This window comes from Chimaeribacter arupi (assembly GCF_002858805.1).
GTDB lineage: Bacteria > Pseudomonadota > Gammaproteobacteria > Enterobacterales > Enterobacteriaceae > Chimaeribacter > Chimaeribacter arupi.
Genome location: NZ_PJZI01000022.1, coordinates 11287 through 27099, shown reverse-complemented (window position 1 = coordinate 27099; position 15813 = coordinate 11287). Strand labels below are relative to the sequence as shown.

16 protein-coding genes are annotated in these 15813 nt (G+C 60.5%); 15 read left to right on the top strand and 1 reads right to left on the bottom strand.

Annotated elements, in window-relative coordinates; genetic code table 11:
• The first annotated feature begins 145 nt into the window (after nucleotides 1-145).
• Complete coding sequence (locus tag CYR52_RS13605) at nucleotides 146-1384, top strand: DUF2235 domain-containing protein (RefSeq protein ID WP_072928966.1); 1239 nt, start codon at nucleotides 146-148, stop codon at nucleotides 1382-1384.
• Between the two features lie 66 nt (nucleotides 1385-1450).
• Here the strand turns inward: CYR52_RS13605 and queD are convergent, their stop codons facing one another.
• Entirely contained in the window at nucleotides 1451-1813 is a 363-nt protein-coding gene (gene queD, locus CYR52_RS13600) for a 6-carboxytetrahydropterin synthase QueD (protein ID WP_072928968.1), read from the bottom strand.
• 390 nt (nucleotides 1814-2203) lie between these two features.
• Between queD and cysJ the strand changes: the two genes are divergently transcribed.
• From cysJ to CYR52_RS13530, 14 genes are all read left to right on the top strand, one after another.
• Nucleotides 2204-4009, top strand: a complete 1806-nt coding sequence (gene cysJ / locus CYR52_RS13595) for an NADPH-dependent assimilatory sulfite reductase flavoprotein subunit (RefSeq protein ID WP_101828768.1) — start codon at nucleotides 2204-2206, stop codon at nucleotides 4007-4009.
• Nucleotides 4009-5724, top strand: a complete 1716-nt coding sequence (gene cysI, locus CYR52_RS13590) for an assimilatory sulfite reductase (NADPH) hemoprotein subunit (RefSeq protein ID WP_072928972.1) — start codon at nucleotides 4009-4011, stop codon at nucleotides 5722-5724. The genes cysJ and cysI overlap by 1 nt, the downstream gene beginning before the upstream one ends.
• Before the next feature lie 44 nt (nucleotides 5725-5768).
• Nucleotides 5769-6500, top strand: coding sequence for a phosphoadenylyl-sulfate reductase (locus CYR52_RS13585; RefSeq protein ID WP_101828767.1), 732 nt, complete (start codon nucleotides 5769-5771; stop codon nucleotides 6498-6500).
• Nucleotides 6501-6708: 208 nt separating this feature from the next.
• On the top strand, nucleotides 6709-8127 hold the full coding sequence (gene cysG, locus CYR52_RS13580; protein ID WP_072928976.1) for a siroheme synthase CysG: 1419 nt from the start codon (nucleotides 6709-6711) through the stop codon (nucleotides 8125-8127).
• A gap of 9 nt (nucleotides 8128-8136) precedes the next feature.
• Entirely contained in the window at nucleotides 8137-9045 is a 909-nt protein-coding gene (gene cysD / locus CYR52_RS13575; protein ID WP_072928978.1) for a sulfate adenylyltransferase subunit CysD, read from the top strand.
• A gap of 11 nt (nucleotides 9046-9056) precedes the next feature.
• Nucleotides 9057-10484: a sulfate adenylyltransferase subunit CysN gene (gene cysN / locus CYR52_RS13570; RefSeq protein WP_101828766.1), complete on the top strand. Its 1428-nt coding sequence runs from the start codon at nucleotides 9057-9059 to the stop codon at nucleotides 10482-10484.
• Between the two features lie 2 nt (nucleotides 10485-10486).
• Nucleotides 10487-11089: an adenylyl-sulfate kinase gene (gene cysC, locus CYR52_RS13565; RefSeq protein WP_241521501.1), complete on the top strand. Its 603-nt coding sequence runs from the start codon at nucleotides 10487-10489 to the stop codon at nucleotides 11087-11089.
• Between the two features lie 60 nt (nucleotides 11090-11149).
• Entirely contained in the window at nucleotides 11150-11512 is a 363-nt protein-coding gene (locus tag CYR52_RS13560) for a DUF3561 family protein (protein WP_079205239.1), read from the top strand.
• Nucleotides 11513-11679: 167 nt separating this feature from the next.
• A complete protein-coding gene (ftsB, locus tag CYR52_RS13555) occupies nucleotides 11680-12000 on the top strand; it encodes a cell division protein FtsB (protein WP_072928984.1) in 321 nt (106 codons plus the stop codon).
• Nucleotides 12001-12004: 4 nt separating this feature from the next.
• Nucleotides 12005-12721 carry a 2-C-methyl-D-erythritol 4-phosphate cytidylyltransferase gene (ispD, locus tag CYR52_RS13550; RefSeq protein ID WP_101828764.1) on the top strand — a complete coding sequence of 239 codons (717 nt, stop codon included), beginning with the start codon at nucleotides 12005-12007 and terminating at the stop codon, nucleotides 12719-12721.
• Complete coding sequence (gene ispF / locus CYR52_RS13545) at nucleotides 12721-13194, top strand: 2-C-methyl-D-erythritol 2,4-cyclodiphosphate synthase (protein WP_072929117.1); 474 nt, start codon at nucleotides 12721-12723, stop codon at nucleotides 13192-13194. The genes ispD and ispF overlap by 1 nt, the downstream gene beginning before the upstream one ends.
• Before the next feature lie 4 nt (nucleotides 13195-13198).
• Nucleotides 13199-14245, top strand: a complete 1047-nt coding sequence (gene truD / locus CYR52_RS13540; protein WP_072928988.1) for a tRNA pseudouridine(13) synthase TruD — start codon at nucleotides 13199-13201, stop codon at nucleotides 14243-14245.
• On the top strand, nucleotides 14226-14987 hold the full coding sequence (gene surE / locus CYR52_RS13535) for a 5'/3'-nucleotidase SurE (RefSeq protein WP_072928990.1): 762 nt from the start codon (nucleotides 14226-14228) through the stop codon (nucleotides 14985-14987). The genes truD and surE overlap by 20 nt, the downstream gene beginning before the upstream one ends.
• Nucleotides 14981-15607, top strand: coding sequence for a protein-L-isoaspartate(D-aspartate) O-methyltransferase (locus CYR52_RS13530; RefSeq protein ID WP_072928992.1), 627 nt, complete (start codon nucleotides 14981-14983; stop codon nucleotides 15605-15607). Before surE ends, CYR52_RS13530 begins: the two co-directional genes overlap by 7 nt.
• The last annotated feature ends 206 nt before the right edge of the window (nucleotides 15608-15813 follow it).

The window sequence follows — 15813 nt, the reverse complement described above, 5'->3', positions numbered from 1 at the left end:
ATCATAATCCTCACTACGCCGCTATGGCGCCTGCAACGATTACTATACTTAACCATTAACCAGCCGGTTCAGCGTTTATCGCGCTTTGCCGTGCACGGGCATTCTATAAGGGGACATCTCTCTGAGACCTGCGTGGGGGTTCACCATGAGCAAGAACATTGTGTTTTGTGCGGACGGGACCTGGAACGGGATTGCCAACGATGACAATGATGATAATGAGTTTGAATGCAGTAATGTGCTCAAACTGTTTAAAAGCCTGAAAGGTGTGCCGGAATCCTTGAACCATTTTCAGCCTGACGAGCAGGAAAAAGTGTTTACTGAAAACGGGCAGGTGAAACAGGTCGCGAAATATATTCATGGCGTCGGTGACAGCAATAACTGGCTGATTAAAAACCTGGAGGGCGTGTTCGGCAGCGGCACTATCCAGCGCATTGTCCGGGGCTATACCTTTATCAGCCGCCACTATCGCCCCGGCGACAAGATATTTATCATCGGTTTCAGCCGGGGGGCCTACACCGCACGGGCGCTGGCGGGCATGATCACCTCCCAGGGGCTGCTGGATGCAGAGAAACTGAATCTGGCTGACGAGAGTGAAGCGCATAAAGCGCAGGCTTACCGCTGGGGCACCGCCGTCTGGGCGGATTTCCGCCGTGACGCAAAAGCAGATGATTCCTGGCAGGCAAAATTAGTCGCTTTTAAAAATACGCTGCTGGGCCGGACGTCCGAGCCGGTTGACCCGCATTCAATGATCTTTTTTGTGCCGGTTGAGATGGTGGCGGTATGGGACACCGTCGGGGCGCTGGGTATTCCACGTTATAACGATAAAGACGAACGGATCGATTTATTCCGCTTTGCTGATACCAGCCTGCACAAAAATGTGAAATTGGGCCGCCATGCCATTTCGCTCGACGAACAGCGCGTTGATTTTACCCCGGTATTATGGGACGCCCGCCAGGGCATCCAGCAGGTATTATTCCCCGGCGCCCATTCAGACGTCGGCGGCGGTTACCCGGAAAAAGAGAGCGGCCTGTCAAATGGGGCCTATCACTGGATGCATGAAGAGTTAGCGGAAGCAGGGGTATTATTGAACCCGCACCCTTACCAAAGCGATCACCGCGCGCTGTGCCATTGCCCGTGGTTTGATAAAACGATCTATGAAACCACTGAGCGCCGGTTAATGTCGCCGCTTAAAAAAAGCCTGCCCTATCTTTTTGACGGGAATTACACGCTGGCTGTCCATGAATCCGTGCGTAAACGGTGCGCCGAAGAGCAGGTTTCTATTCAGGACCCGAAAACCGGGCAGATTACCCGCATCCCTTATCGCACCCGGTATCTGGAGAGCTTTATGGATGACCCGGACGTCATGATTGTCCCGATGAAATAGCGGGGTACGGCAGGGTAAAAGAGCGCCGCAGCATGAACCACCGGGCGGTGGTTCATGCCGACAGCGTTACTCGCCTTTGTAGATGCAGCCGGCGGTGCAGGTTTCTTTCACCAGCACGGCGCTCAGGATCGGCAGTTGCGGCTTCAGCTCATCCCAAATCCATTTTGCCAGCACTTCGCTGGTCGGGTTCTCCAGGCCGGGGATGTCATTCAGGTAGAAGTGATCCAGACGTTCCCAGGTCGGCTTGAACAGCGCCTTAAGTTCGGAAAAGTCCATCACCCAACCGGTATGCGGGTCAACTTCGCCGGTGATCTCCAGGCGTACCATAAAGGAGTGGCCGTGCAGCCGGCCGCATTTATGGCCTTCCGGAACGTGGGGAAGCCGGTGGGCGGCTTCAAATTGAAAATCTTTAAACAGCGTGGTTACCATTGCTACCGTCTCATTGCCTCAAAAACCGGCGAATACTACCGGAAAGCCGCCCCCCACGCCATGAAATCTCATCCCCTCCGGCACCCCGCTGAAAACTTTTTTTCCGCGCCCGGCCGGGCCTGCTCTGTTGCCTTTTCAATGCCTTAGGGAGGGAGTGACAGTAAAAACTGAACGAATTCAACGTTATGAAAAGCCGCATTTACCACTTTTTCCGGTAACAGCCATCACTAAATCAGCTTAGGCATTTTAGTTATTTGTTATGTCCATCGCTTATTTAAGTGTTGCCAGGCCACTGGGTAACCTTACAAACTCTCTACTTTCTCTCTTTTTCCTCGTCTCACCCGACGTGACGAAACAGACACAGGCTTACGCACAGGAACCGGTACTGCAATGACGACTCAGGCACCACCCACTTCGCTGCTCCCGCTTACGCCCGAGCAACTGGCACGCTTGCAAGGCGCAATCGGTGAATTTTCACCGACCCAGATGGCCTGGCTCTCCGGCTATTTCTGGGGCATGGTCAACCAGCAACCGGGCGCTACCGTGCCTGCTGCCCCGGCCGCCCCGGCTGCCAGCAGCATCACGCTGATTTCGGCGTCCCAAACCGGCAATGCCCGGCGCCTGGCGGAGCAACTGCGTGATGACCTGCTGGCGGCCAAACTGACCGTGAACCTGGTCAACGCCGGTGACTACAAATTCAAGCAGATTGCCCAGGAAAAACTGCTGGTGATGGTGGCCTCCACCCAGGGTGAAGGCGAACCGGCAGAAGAGGCGGTGGCGCTGCATAAGTTCCTGTTCTCCAAGAAAGCCCCGAAACTCACCGATACCGCCTTTGCGGTGTTTGGCCTCGGCGATACCTCTTATGAGCATTTCTGCCAGGCGGGCAAAGATTTTGACAGCAAGCTGGCCGAGTTGGGCGGTGAGCGCCTGCTCGACCGCGTAGACGCCGATGTGGAGTATCAGGCGCAGGCGGAGCAGTGGCGTAAGCAGGTGGTAGAGGTGCTGAAAGCGCGCGCCCCGGCGCAGCCTGCCGCCACCTTACAGGCCGCCCAGAGCGGCACCGTGAATGAAGTGGATTCCAGCCCTTACACCAAAGAGCAGCCGCTGGCCGCCACGCTGCTGCTGAACCAGAAAATCACCGGCCGCAACTCGGATAAAGATGTGCGCCATATTGAGATCGACCTCGGCGACTCCGGCCTGCGTTATCAGGCCGGGGATGCGCTGGGCGTCTGGTTCGACAACGATCCGGCGCTGGTGGATGAACTGCTGGGCCTGCTGTGGCTCAAGGGCGATGAGAGCGTCACCCTCGACGGCAAACCGCTGACGCTGCGCGAGGCGCTGATCCACCACTATGAGCTGACGCAGAACACCCCGGTGATCGTCAGCAACTACGCTGCGCTGGCGCGCAATGAGCAGCTGACCGAGCTGCTCACTGACAAGGCGCGTTTGCAGCAGTATGCGCAGACCACGCCGATTGTGGACATGGTGCGCCAGGCACCGATGGAGCTGAACGCCGAGCAGCTGACCGGCCTGCTGCGCCCGCTGACGCCGCGCCTCTACTCCATCGCCTCATCCCCGGCGGAGAATGAGGGCGAAGTGCATATCACCGTGGGCGCGGTGCGCTACGAGATTGACGGCCGCCCCCGTACCGGCGGCGCGTCCGGCTATCTGGCTGACCGGCTGGAAGAGGAGGGCGAAGTGCGGGTGTTCATCGAGCACAACGACAACTTCCGCCTGCCCGCTGACCCGGATGCCCCGGTGATCATGATCGGCCCCGGCACCGGTATCGCGCCGTTCCGCGCCTTTATGCAACAGCGTGACAACGACGGTGCCGGCGGCAAAAACTGGCTGTTCTTCGGCAACCCGCACTTCACCGAGGATTTCCTCTATCAGGTGGAGTGGCAGCGTTACGTCAAAGATGGCCTGCTGACCCATATCGACCTGGCCTGGTCACGCGATCAGGCCAACAAAGTCTACGTACAGGACAAACTGCGCGAGAAGGGCGCAGAAGTGTGGCAGTGGATCCAGGAAGGCGCGCACATCTATGTCTGTGGCGATGCCAACCGGATGGCCAAAGATGTGGATCGGGCACTGGTGGAACTGGTGGCAGAACACGGTGCAATGGACGCCGAGTCAGCCGATGAATTTTTAAGTGAGCTGCGCCTTGCGCGCCGTTATCAGCGAGATGTGTACTAATGAGCGATAAACACCCCGGCCCTCTGGTTGTGGAAGGCAAACTCAGCGATGCCGAGCGCATGAAGCGCGAGAGCAACTACCTGCGCGGCACCATTAAAGAAGACCTGAACGACGGCCTGACCGGCGGTTTCAACGGCGATAACTTCCTGTTGATCCGTTTCCACGGCATGTACCAGCAGGATGACCGCGACATCCGCGCTGAGCGCGCCGCGCAGAAACTGGAGCCGCGCCACGCAATGATGCTGCGTTGCCGCCTGCCGGGCGGCGTGATGACGCCGGAGCAGTGGCTGGGCATCGACAAATTCGCCGCCGACAGCACGCTCTACGGCAGCATCCGTATTACCAACCGCCAGACGTTCCAGTTCCACGGCATCCTGAAGCCGAACGTGAAGCCGGTACACCAGTTGCTGAACAAGCTGGGGCTGGACGCGCTGGCCACCGCCAATGACGTGAACCGTAACGTGCTCTGCACCTCCAACCCGGTGGAGTCGGAGCTGCATCAGGAGGCGTACCAGTGGGCGAAGAAAATTTCCGAGCACCTGCTGCCGCGCACCCGTGCCTACGCCGAAGTCTGGCTGGATCAGGAGAAGGTTGAAACCACCGATGAGGAGCCGATCCTCGGTGCGACCTACCTGCCGCGTAAATTCAAAACCACGGTGGTGATCCCACCGCAGAACGATGTCGACCTGCACGCCAATGACCTGAACTTTGTGGCCATCGCAGACAACGGCAAACTGATTGGCTTCAACGTGCTGGTGGGCGGCGGGCTTTCCATCGCCCACGGCGACAAGAAAACCTATGCACGCACCGCCAGCGAACTGGGCTTTATCCCGCTGGAAAATACCCTGGCGGTGGCGGAAGCGGTGGTCACGACCCAGCGCGACTGGGGTAACCGTACCGACCGTAAAAACGCCAAGACCAAATACACCCTGGAGCGCGTCGGCGTTGACACCTTCAAGGCAGAAGTAGAAAAGCGGGCCGGCATCGCCTTTGCCCCGGTTCGCCCGTATGCCTTCACCGGCCGCGGCGACCGCATCGGCTGGGTGAAAGGCATCGACAACCAGTGGCACCTGACGCTGTTTATTGAGAACGGCCGCATCCTGGACTATCCGGGCCGCCCGCTGAAAACCGGCCTGGCGGAGATTGCGAAAATCCACAAAGGGGATTTCCGCCTCACCGCCAACCAGAACCTGATTGTGGCCGGTGTGCCGGAACAGGAAAAAGCGCGTATTGAAGCGCTGGCGCGCGACCACGGCCTGATCGATGACCAGCTCACCGAACAGCGCAAAAACTCGATGGCCTGCGTCTCCTACCCGACCTGCCCGCTGGCGATGGCCGAAGCCGAACGCTTCCTGCCGGAATTCGTCACGCAGGTGGAGGAGATCATGTACCGCCACGGCGTCGGCAATGAGCATATCGTGTTGCGCGTGACCGGCTGCCCGAACGGCTGCGGCCGGGCATTGCTGGCGGAAATCGGGCTGGTGGGCAAGGCGCTCAACCGCTACAACCTGCACCTGGGCGGCAACCTGGCCGGCACCCGCATCCCGCGGATGTACCGTGAGAACATCAGTTCAGAAGAGATCCTGACGATTATTGATGAACTGGTCGGGCGCTGGGCAACGGAACGCACGCCGGGCGAAGGCTTCGGTGACTTTACTGTCCGTACCGGCATCATCCGCCCGGTGCTGGACCCGGCCCGTGATTTCTGGGAGTGAGCCTGCGCTCCCCCAACCATGCCTATTTATGCTGAGGAGCACTGATGTCCCACTTTAATCTGGCAGAACTGAACGCCTTGCCGAAATCCGGCCAGGCACTGGCATTGGCAGAAACCAACGCCGCGCTGGAGGCACTGAGCGCCGAACAGCGCGTGGCCTGGGCGCTGGAGCACCTGCCGGGGGAGTTTGTGCTCTCCTCCAGCTTCGGTATTCAGGCGGCGGTCTGTTTGCATCTGGTGACGCGCCAGCGCCCGGATATTCCGGTTATCCTGACTGATACCGGCTACCTGTTCCCGGAGACGTACCAGTTCATCGACGCGCTCACGGAGCAACTCGGCCTGAACCTGAAAGTCTACCGGGCTGAGCACTCGCCTGCCTGGCAGGAGGCGCGCTACGGCAAACTCTGGGAGCAGGGCGTGGAAGGGATTGAGCGCTATAACCAGATTAATAAAGTCGAGCCGATGAACCGGGCGATGGAAACGCTGGGCGCTGGCACCTGGTTCGCCGGGTTGCGCCGTGAGCAGTCCGGCAGCCGCGCGCACCTGCCGGTGCTGGCGGTACAGCGCGGGGTGTTCAAGGTGCTGCCGATCATCGACTGGGATAACCGGCAGGTGCACCAGTACCTGAAACAGCATGGCCTGAGCTACCACCCGCTGTGGGATCAGGGCTACCTTTCGGTGGGCGATACCCATACCACCAAAAAGTGGGAGCCGGGCATGAAAGAGGAAGAGACCCGTTTCTTCGGCCTGAAACGCGAGTGCGGCCTGCACGAGTGATCCCCCTGATGTGAAAAAAGCGCGGCGTTGTGATGATGCCGCGCTTTTTTATTGCCGTGTTATTGCCCCGGCCGCCACGGCATTTCCCGCCTCGCGGGGTTTCCCTATATTCCATAAAGGAACTAATCATTCCATTTCGTCATTTCATAAGGCGGAAGGGCACGCCGTATAGTCACGTTATCAATTTTTTAGCTAAGTAAAGGCTGTTGTGGACTATCTCCCCCTTTTTGCCGACCTGAAACAGCGTCCGGTCCTGGTCGTGGGTGGCGGTGAAGTCGCCTCGCGCAAAATCGATTTGCTGCTGCGCGCCGGTGCAGACGTGCAGATAGTGGCACAGGCACTTCACCCCGAACTCCAGCATCGCTATGAACAACACCAGGTAACCTGGCTGGCAGAGGCCTTTGAGCCTGCCCAGCTTGATAACGTGTTTCTGGTGATCGCCGCGACCGATGACAACGTGCTGAATGCCACGGTGTTCGACGAAGCCGATCGCCGCCGGGTGCTGGCGAACGTGGTGGATGACCAGCCGAAGTGCTCCTTTATCTTTCCGTCGATTGTTGACCGCTCGCCGCTGGTGGTGGCGATCTCTTCCAGCGGCAAAGCCCCGGTGCTGGCGCGCCTGCTGCGTGAGAAACTGGAAGCCTTGCTGCCTGCCAGCCTCGGCACCATGGCGGAGATCGCCGGCAACTGGCGCGGCCGGGTGAAAGACCAGCTGCGCTCAATGACGGAACGCCGCCGCTTCTGGGAAAAAGCCTTCAGCGGGCGCTTTGCCGCGCTGGTGGAGAGCGGCCAGCCGGAACAGGCGGAGCAGGCGCTGCACGACACCCTGACCCAGCACCAGAAAGAGGGCGGGCAGGTGACGCTGGTGGGCGCGGGGCCGGGCGATGCCGGGCTGCTGACGCTGCGCGGCCTGCAGGTGATGCAACAGGCTGACGTGGTGCTGTATGACCACCTGGTCAGCGATGAAATTCTCGATCTGGTGCGCCGCGACGCCGATCGCATCTGCGTCGGCAAACGTGCCGGGGCGCATTCCGTGGCGCAGGAAGAGACGAACCGCCTGCTGGTGGAGCTGGCGCTGAAGGGCAAACGGGTGGTGCGGCTCAAAGGCGGCGACCCGTTTATCTTCGGGCGCGGCGGTGAGGAGTTACAGGCGGCGAAAGCAGCCGGTATTCCGTTCCAGGTGGTGCCGGGCGTCACGGCTGCCGCCGGGGCCACCGCCTATGCCGGTATCCCGCTGACCCACCGTGACCATGCGCAGAGCGTACTGTTTATTACCGGCCACTGCCGCCCGGACGGCGACGCCTTTGACTGGGCGACGCTGGCCCGCAGCCGCCAGACGCTGGCGATTTATATGGGCACCGTCAAAGCGGCGGAAATCAGCGCACAGCTGATCGCCCACGGCCGCGCCGCCGACACCCCGGCAGCGGTGATTGGCCGCGGCACCCGTGCCGACCAGCAGGTGCTGACCGGCACCCTGGCGCAACTCGATATTCTGGCTCAACAGGCACCGACACCGGCGCTGCTGGTGATTGGCGAAGTGGTTTCACTCCATTCGCAACTCGCCTGGTTTGGGCATCAACCGCAGGCAGACGGCTTCCAACGCCCGTCCGTCGTGAATTTGGCTTAAGGATCTGTTATGGACGAAAAACGACTCACACATTTGCGGCAACTGGAGGCGGAGAGCATCCATATCATCCGTGAGGTCGCCGCTGAATTCGGTAACCCGGTGATGCTCTACTCCATCGGGAAAGACTCGTCGGTGATGCTGCACCTGGCGCGCAAAGCCTTCTACCCCGGCACGCTGCCGTTCCCGCTGCTGCATGTGGACACCGGCTGGAAATTCCGCGAAATGTACGACTTCCGCGACCGCACCGCCAAAAATTATGGCTGCGAGCTGCTGGTGCACAAAAACCCGGAAGGGGTGGCGATGGGCATTAACCCGTTCGTCCACGGCAGCGCCAAACACACCGACATCATGAAAACCGAAGGGCTGAAGCAGGCGCTGAACAAATACGGCTTTGATGCCGCGTTCGGCGGCGCCCGCCGTGATGAGGAAAAATCGCGCGCCAAGGAGCGTATCTACTCCTTCCGTGACCGCTTCCACCGCTGGGACCCGAAAAACCAGCGCCCGGAGCTGTGGCATAACTACAACGGCCAGATCAACAAAGGGGAGAGCATCCGCGTCTTCCCGCTGTCGAACTGGACGGAGCTGGACATCTGGCAATATATCTACCTTGAAAATATTGAGATTGTGCCGCTCTACCTGGCCGCGCCGCGCCCGGTGCTTGAGCGCGACGGCATGTTGCTGATGGTGGACGATGACCGTATCGACCTGCAACCGGGCGAAGTGATTGAGCAGAAGATGGTGCGCTTCCGTACCCTCGGCTGCTGGCCGCTGACCGGCGCGGTGGAATCCGGGGCGCAAACGCTGCCGGAGATCATCGAGGAGATGCTGGTCTCCACCACCAGTGAGCGCCAGGGGCGCGCCATCGACCGCGATCAGGCCGGGTCGATGGAATTGAAAAAGCGTCAGGGATATTTCTAAGGAGCCGCCAGATGAATAATGCAATTGCACAACAGATCGCCGAACAGGGTGGCGTCGAAGGCTACCTGAAGAGCCAGCAGCACAAAAGCCTGCTGCGTTTCCTGACCTGCGGCAGTGTCGATGACGGCAAATCCACGCTGATTGGCCGCCTGCTGCATGACACCCGCCAGATCTATGAAGACCAGCTCTCTTCGCTGCACAACGACAGCAAACGCCACGGCACCCAGGGCGAGAAACTCGATCTGGCGCTGCTGGTGGACGGCCTCCAGGCGGAGCGCGAGCAGGGCATCACCATTGATGTGGCTTACCGCTACTTCTCCACTGAGAAGCGCAAATTTATCATCGCCGACACGCCGGGGCATGAGCAGTACACCCGCAACATGGCGACCGGTGCCTCGACCTGTGACCTGGCGATTTTGCTGATCGACGCCCGTAAAGGGGTGCTGGACCAGACCCGCCGCCACAGCTTTATCGCCACGCTGCTGGGCATCCGTCACCTGGTGGTGGCGGTGAACAAAATGGACCTGGTGGACTACAGCGAAACCGTCTACGAGCAGTTCAAGCAGGATTACCTCGATTTCGCCCAGCAACTGCCGGCCGATCTCGACATCAAATTTGTGCCGATGTCCGCCCTGGAAGGGGACAACGTCGCAACCCAGAGCAGCAAAATGGGCTGGTACACCGGCCCGACGCTGCTGGAGATGCTGGAGACCGTCAACGTCATCAACATCAGTGAGCAACAGCCGCTGCGTTTCCCGGTGCAGTATGTCAACCGCCCGAACCTCGACTTCCGCGGTTACGCCGGCACGCTGGCGGCCGGTGTGGTGCGCGTCGGCCAACGGGTGAAAGTGCTGCCGTCCGGCGTCGAGTCCACGGTGGCGCGCATTGTCACCTTTGACGGTGATTTGCAGGAAGCCTGGGCCGGTGAGGCGATCACGCTGGTGCTGAAAGATGAGATCGACATCAGCCGTGGTGACCTGCTGGTGGATGCGGCCGATAGCCTGAAGCCGGTGCACCATGCGCTGGTGGACGTGGTGTGGATGGCCGAGCAGCCGCTGGTGCCGGGGCAGAGTTACGACATCAAAATTGCCGGGAAGAAATCCCGTGCGCGGGTGGAGAACATCCAGTATCAGGTGGAGATTAACTCCCTGACCCAGCGCGTGGTGGAAAACCTGCCGCTGAACGGCATCGGGCTGGTGGAGCTGACCTTTGATGAGCCGCTGATGCTGGACAACTACCAGGCCAACGCGGTGACCGGCGGCATGATCTTTATCGATCGCCTGACCAACGTCACCGTGGGCGCAGGCATGGTGCGCGAAGCGCTGGACACCGTGTTTGAAGAGCCGGGCGCCTTCAGCGCGTTCGAGCTGGAGTTGAACGCGCTGGTGCGCCGCCACTTCCCGCACTGGGGTGCGCGTGATTTGCTGGGTGGTAAATAAACGTGTCTGAACGCGATGAAAACATCGTCTGGCACCCGCACGCCATTGCGCGTGCGGACCGCGAGGCGCTGCACCGCCACCAGGGCGCGGTGCTGTGGTTTACCGGGCTGTCCGGCTCCGGCAAGTCCACGGTGGCCGGGGCGCTGGAGCAGGCGCTGCACGCCCACGGGGTCAGCACCTATCTGCTGGACGGCGACAATGTCCGCCACGGGCTGTGCCGCGATCTGGGCTTTTCCGACGATGACCGGCGCGAAAATATCCGCCGGGTCGGCGAAGTCGCCAAACTGATGGTGGACGCCGGGCTGGTGGTGCTCACCGCCTTTATTTCACCGCACCGGGCCGAACGGCAGATGGTGCGTGATCTGCTCGGCGACCGCTTTATCGAGGTGTTTGTCGACACGCCATTGGAATTGTGCGAAGCCCGTGATCCCAAAGGGTTATACAAAAAAGCGCGGGCAGGGGAGCTGAAAAACTTCACCGGCATTGACTCGGTTTACGAAGCCCCTGAGGCTCCGGATATCCACTTGAAAGGTGAACAATTAGTAACAAATTTGGTCGAGCAAATGTTAGACGTTCTGCGTCGCCGCGTTATTATCGAACCCTGAACCGGCTGCGGAAACGCGTGTAAAAACGTGCTGCCGCACTGAGACCACAGGGATCACCGTATGCAGAATATCAGCCCCTATTCCACTGCCGGCCGCCCGGCCACTGAGCCGTCGCGGCCCCTGCGTCCGGCGGCTGACCGGCGTGAGGGTGAGGAGCCGTCTTACTCTTTTCTGGGCGGCTGCTCGGGGTTTATCTTCTATTGGCTGGCGTTTGCCATTCCCTTTGTGGTGTATGGCGCAAACACGCTGTTTTTCCTGATTTATACCTGGCCCTTTTTCCTGACGCTGATGCCGGTGTCAGTACTGGTCGGCATCGCCGTCAGTATGTTGCTGCGCGGCCATGTGCTGCTGACGCTGCTGATCAGCGGCGCAATGGTTGTCTGCCTGTTCTGGATGGTGTTCTCCTTTCTGACCGGCTGGTAAGCCCGGCCGCCTTTCTGCCCTGTTTTCCCCTTTTTTCTGCCGGCCTGCCGCCGGGGGAGCCTGTTATCCCGGTATACTTCGTTGCCTAATCGCCCGGCCAATGCATTGCGCATGTGGAGTCGGACGTAAAGTTATGGGATGATTGCCGGGTTTTTCAGGGGGCGGGCATGGGTAAATTAACGCTGCTGTTATTGGTTTTACTTGGCTGGCTCCAGTATTCGCTGTGGCTGGGCAAGAATGGTATTCACGATTATATCCGGGTGGATGATGACGTTGCGGTCCAGAAGGCCAACAACGCCAAGCTGAAATCACGGAACGATCAGCTTTTTGCTGAAATAGATGATTTGAATGGCGGTCAGGAAGCGATCGAGGAGCGCGCGCGCAACGAACTCGGGATGATTAAACCGGGCGAAACCTTCTACCGGCTGGTGCCTGACCAATCCAAACGCAGCGCAACCACTGCGTCTGCTCAAAACAACGCACACTAATCAGATGAACAACGCAGGTTCCCTTCCAGAGATCATTGCCGTTGTGCCGGCCGCCGGAATCGGCAGCCGTATGCAGGCACAATGCCCGAAGCAGTACCTCACCATCGGCCACCAGACCCTGATTGAACATGCCATCACGGCGTTGCTGCGCCACCCGCGCATCAACCGCGTGATTGTGGCCGTCAGCCCACAGGACACGCATTTCAGGCAATTGCCGATTGCCGCTGACCGCCGGATTAACGTAGTGTCAGGCGGTTCAGAGCGTGCTGACTCGGTGCTGGCCGGCCTTGAATGCGCCGGTGACGCGCAGTGGGTGCTGGTGCATGACGCCGCGCGCCCCTGCCTGCATCAGGACGATCTGGCGCGCCTGCTGGCGATCACCGCGACCAGCAAGGTCGGCGGCATTCTGGCCGCCCCGGTGCGGGATACCATGAAGCGGGCCGAGGCGGGCGTGGCGGCGGTGGCGCACACCGTTGACCGCCAGAACCTGTGGCATGCCCTGACGCCGCAGCTCTTTCCGCTGGCGCTGCTGAAAGCGTGCCTCAGCCGGGCGCTGCGCGAAGGGGCAACCATCACGGACGAAGCGTCGGCACTGGAGTATTGCGGTTACCATCCGCAACTGGTGACCGGGCGCGCTGACAATATCAAAGTGACGCAGCCGGAAGATTTGGCGCTGGCGGCATTTTATTTATCTCATTTTTCAACACAGGAGAGCGCATGATGCGTATCGGTCACGGATTTGATGTACATAAATTTGGTGGAGAAGGTCCGTTGGTGATCGGTGGCGTGCGCATTCCGTACCCGCAAGGGCTGCTGGCGCACTCCGACGGTGACGTGGCGCTGCATGCGGCCACCGATGCACTGCTGGGTGCTGCGGCGCTGGGCGACATCGGCAAACTCTTCCCGGATACCGACCCGGCGTACAAAGGCGCAGACAGCCGCGCCCTGTTGCGTGAGGCTTACCGCCGCATTCAGGCCAAAGGCTACCGCCTCGGTAACCTCGACATCACCCTGATTGCGCAGGCGCCGAAAATGGCTCCGCACATTCCGCAGATGCGGGTCAATCTGGCCGAAGATTTGCAGTGCCATATGGATGACGTCAACGTGAAGGCGACCACCACTGAGCAGCTCGGTTTTACCGGACGTGGCGAAGGCATTGCCTGTGCCGCCGTCGCCCTGCTGATTAAGGCCTGATGTGATGGACATGACTACGCTGACCTGGCTGCATGGCGAGCCGCGCTCCGGCGGCCTGCTGAAAGCCAACCCGGAAGATTTCCAGGTACGCGAAGATCTGGGCTTTGAGCCGGATGGCGAAGGCGAACACCTGCTGGTGCGTATCCGTAAAAACGGCTGCAATACCCAGTTTGTTGCCGATGCGCTGGCGCGTTTTGCCGGTATCCCGGCCCGTGCCGTGAGCTATGCCGGGCTGAAAGATCGCCATGCAGTCACCGAACAGTGGTTCTGCCTGCATCTGCCCGGCAAAGAATCGCCCGATCTCGCGGCGTTCCAGCTGGAAGGGTGCGAGGTGCTGGCCAGCGCCCGCCAGCGCCGTAAGCTGCGCATCGGCGCGCTGAAGGGCAACGCCTTTACGCTGATTCTGCGTCAGGTCACTGACCGGGCAGACGTCGAGCAGCGGCTGGCACGCATTGCTGAGCAGGGCGTGCCGAACTACTTCGGCGTGCAGCGTTTTGGGCATGGCGGCAATAATCTGGTGCAGGCGGCGCGCTGGGCGCGTGATGAGATCCGCGTGAAAGAGCGCAGCAAGCGCAGTTTTTACCTGTCGGCCAGCCGCAGCGCCCTGTTTAACCTGATCGCCGCGGAGCGTCTGGCGCAGGGGCTGCACCGCACTGTGCTGGCGGGCGATGCCCTGCAACTCAGCGGGCGCGGCAGCTGGTTTGTCGCGAAAGAGGACGAACTGGAGACGCTCCAGGCGCGCCTCGACGCGGGTGAACTGCAAATCACCGCCCCATTGCCGGGCGACGGTGACCTCGGCACCCAGGCCGCCGCAGAGGCGCTGGAGCTGGCCTGCCTGGCCGATCAGGGCGATCTGCTGGGCTTAGTGAAGCGTGAGCGGGTTGAGCCGGCGCGGCGCGCGCTGTTGCTCTACCCGCAACAGATGCAGTGGAACTGGTGGGATGACGTCACGCTTGAACTGAATTTCTGGCTGCCGGCCGGCAGCTTCGCCACCAGTGTGGTACGTGAAATCCTGCGGCAGGGCAACGATAATGCGGATCTTACTGAGTAATGATGATGGCGTCAGCGCGCCGGGGATTCAGACCCTGGCCGCTGCGCTCAGGGAGTTTGCGGAGGTGCAGGTGGTGGCACCCGACCGCAACCGCAGCGGGGCGTCGAACGCACTGACGCTGGATGCCCCGTTGCGCACCCTGGCGCTGCCCAACGGCGATATCGCCGTACAGCAGGGCACGCCGACCGATTGCGTCTATCTGGGCGTTAACCAGCTGATGCGGCCGCGGCCGGATATCGTGGTCTCCGGGATTAATGCCGGGGCGAACCTGGGGGATGATGTGATCTACTCCGGGACTGTCGCCGCGGCCACCGAAGGGCGTCATCTTGGTTATCCGGCGCTGGCGGTGTCACTGGACGGGCACCGGCATTATGACACGGCGGCCGCGGTAACCTGTGCGATCCTGCGGGCATTGCAGCGCGAACCGCTGCGAACCGGCAAGATCCTGAACATCAACGTCCCGGATTTGCCGCTGTCCGCCATCAAAGGCATCAAGGTCACCCGTTGCGGCAGCCGCCACCCGGCTGACCAGGTGATTCACCAGCAGGACCCACGCGGGCAGGATTTATGGTGGATCGGCCCGCCCGGCGCAAAATTTGATTACGCGCCGGGCACCGATTTTGCCGCACTTGAAGAGGGATATGTTTCCGTCACACCGCTTCAGGTCGATTTAACGGCCTACGCGGCACAGGATGTCGTGGAGAGATGGTTAACCAACGCCGAGGTCAACGGGGAATGGTGAACAGTCGTATGCGAATCCTGCTGGACCAGCTCCGCCAGCAGGGCATTCAGGAGGAGCGGTTGCTGCAGGCCATCGAGGCAGTGCCGCGGGAGCGTTTCGTGGATGAGGCGTTTGAGCACAGCGCCTATGACAACACCGCTTTGCCGATTGGCTCCGGCCAGACGATCTCACAGCCTTATGTGGTCGCGCGGATGACGGCGCTGTTGCAGCTGTCACCCGGTTCACGGGTGCTGGAGATCGGCACCGGCTCCGGCTACCAGACAGCGATTCTGGCGCATCTGGTTGACCATGTCTGCTCGGTGGAACGCATCAAAGGATTGCAGTGGCAGGCTAAACGCCGGTTTAAGCAACTGGATTTGCACAATATCTCGACCCGCCACGGCGACGGCTGGCTCGGCTGGCCGGCCCGTGCGCCGTTTGACGCCATCATTGTGACCGCCGCGCCGCCTGAAGTGCCGCAGGCGCTGCTGGAACAGCTCGATGAGGGCGGCATTCTGGTGCTGCCGGTTGGCGAGCACGCCCAACTTCTGCAACGCATCCAACGCAAAAACAACGAATTCAAGGTCGAAACCATTGAGGCGGTGCGCTTTGTGCCGCTGGTGAAAGGGGATTTGGCCTGATTCGTTGCCGCCGCCTTATGCCGCCGGGGTTTCTGCCCGGCCGGCAAGAGTAAATTCCGTGTCACTCTCCTATGGTGCTGCACCGGCGATGTTGATAGCATCCGTGGCAGCGTTTTTCTCTCTTGCTGCCTGCAATCCGTAGGGGCAAGGGAACCTTACCTCGCGCAGGGCGGGAAAGTTGCCTTTTTGCGGCGGATTGATAAGGT

Coding starts and splice junctions, on each gene's coding strand:
- CYR52_RS13605 (WP_072928966.1), top strand. CDS start 146: ATGAGCAAGAACATTGTGTTTTGTGCGGACGGGACCTGGAACGGGATT.
- queD (WP_072928968.1), bottom strand. CDS start 1,813: ATGGTAACCACGCTGTTTAAAGATTTTCAATTTGAAGCCGCCCACCGG.
- cysJ (WP_101828768.1), top strand. CDS start 2,204: ATGACGACTCAGGCACCACCCACTTCGCTGCTCCCGCTTACGCCCGAG.
- cysI (WP_072928972.1), top strand. CDS start 4,009: ATGAGCGATAAACACCCCGGCCCTCTGGTTGTGGAAGGCAAACTCAGC.
- CYR52_RS13585 (WP_101828767.1), top strand. CDS start 5,769: ATGTCCCACTTTAATCTGGCAGAACTGAACGCCTTGCCGAAATCCGGC.
- cysD (WP_072928978.1), top strand. CDS start 8,137: ATGGACGAAAAACGACTCACACATTTGCGGCAACTGGAGGCGGAGAGC.
- cysN (WP_101828766.1), top strand. CDS start 9,057: ATGAATAATGCAATTGCACAACAGATCGCCGAACAGGGTGGCGTCGAA.
- CYR52_RS13560 (WP_079205239.1), top strand. CDS start 11,150: ATGCAGAATATCAGCCCCTATTCCACTGCCGGCCGCCCGGCCACTGAG.
- ftsB (WP_072928984.1), top strand. CDS start 11,680: ATGGGTAAATTAACGCTGCTGTTATTGGTTTTACTTGGCTGGCTCCAG.
- ispD (WP_101828764.1), top strand. CDS start 12,005: ATGAACAACGCAGGTTCCCTTCCAGAGATCATTGCCGTTGTGCCGGCC.
- ispF (WP_072929117.1), top strand. CDS start 12,721: ATGCGTATCGGTCACGGATTTGATGTACATAAATTTGGTGGAGAAGGT.
- truD (WP_072928988.1), top strand. CDS start 13,199: ATGGACATGACTACGCTGACCTGGCTGCATGGCGAGCCGCGCTCCGGC.
- surE (WP_072928990.1), top strand. CDS start 14,226: ATGCGGATCTTACTGAGTAATGATGATGGCGTCAGCGCGCCGGGGATT.
- CYR52_RS13530 (WP_072928992.1), top strand. CDS start 14,981: ATGGTGAACAGTCGTATGCGAATCCTGCTGGACCAGCTCCGCCAGCAG.